General features: G+C 70.7%; 1 pseudogene. It reads right to left on the bottom strand.

Features of this window, described 5'->3' with window-relative positions:
• Positions 1-588 (bottom strand): annotated as a pseudogene (locus EN750_RS38045) (D-alanine:D-lactate ligase-like protein); the annotation flags it as partial.

Genomic DNA, 588 nt, shown 5'->3' with positions numbered 1-588 from the left:
GTATCGTGGCGTCGGCGGCCCGCTGGCTGTCGGCAACCGCGACGAGTTCCGGCTCGGCGTAATGTCCCGCCGCTTTCGCTGCCTCCCCGGTGTCGCCGTAGAGCGCCAGGCTGTCGGCCATGGTCTGGAAATCGGCGCCTGAATCGACAAAGGCCACGCCAAGCGCTTCGACCCCGGCGCCTGGCACCAGGCCGAGGAAACTGGCGCGCACGTTGCGGCCGGCGACATAGGGCTGGACGACGACATCGTCGCGATAGGCCGAAAAGACGCGCCGGCTAAGCTCCAGCGCATGGCCGAGGTCGGCCACACGCGAGTCCGGCCAGATGCCGATCTTAGCGCCGAGCCGGTTGGGCTTGACGAACCAGCCGGCGGGCGAGGCCGGCGGCTCGACCAGCCATTGGCCGTCGCGCGCGAGCCCGGCCTGCGGCACCGGCAGGCCGAGCGCGCCGAGCACGGCTCCGGAGCGGAACTTGTCCTGGCAGAGCGCGAACAGCGCATCGTCGGCGCCTATCGTCTTGAAACCGCCCAGTCGCGCCAGAGCGGGCGCCGCGCCGCCGCGAAAATAGGCAATGCCGTCGGTCAGCGTCC

The organism is Mesorhizobium sp. M7A.F.Ca.ET.027.03.2.1, assembly GCF_003999175.1.
GTDB lineage: Bacteria > Pseudomonadota > Alphaproteobacteria > Rhizobiales > Rhizobiaceae > Mesorhizobium.
The sequence above is the reverse complement of the archived record's forward strand: the minus strand, read 5'-3'. Positions and strand labels throughout refer to the sequence as shown.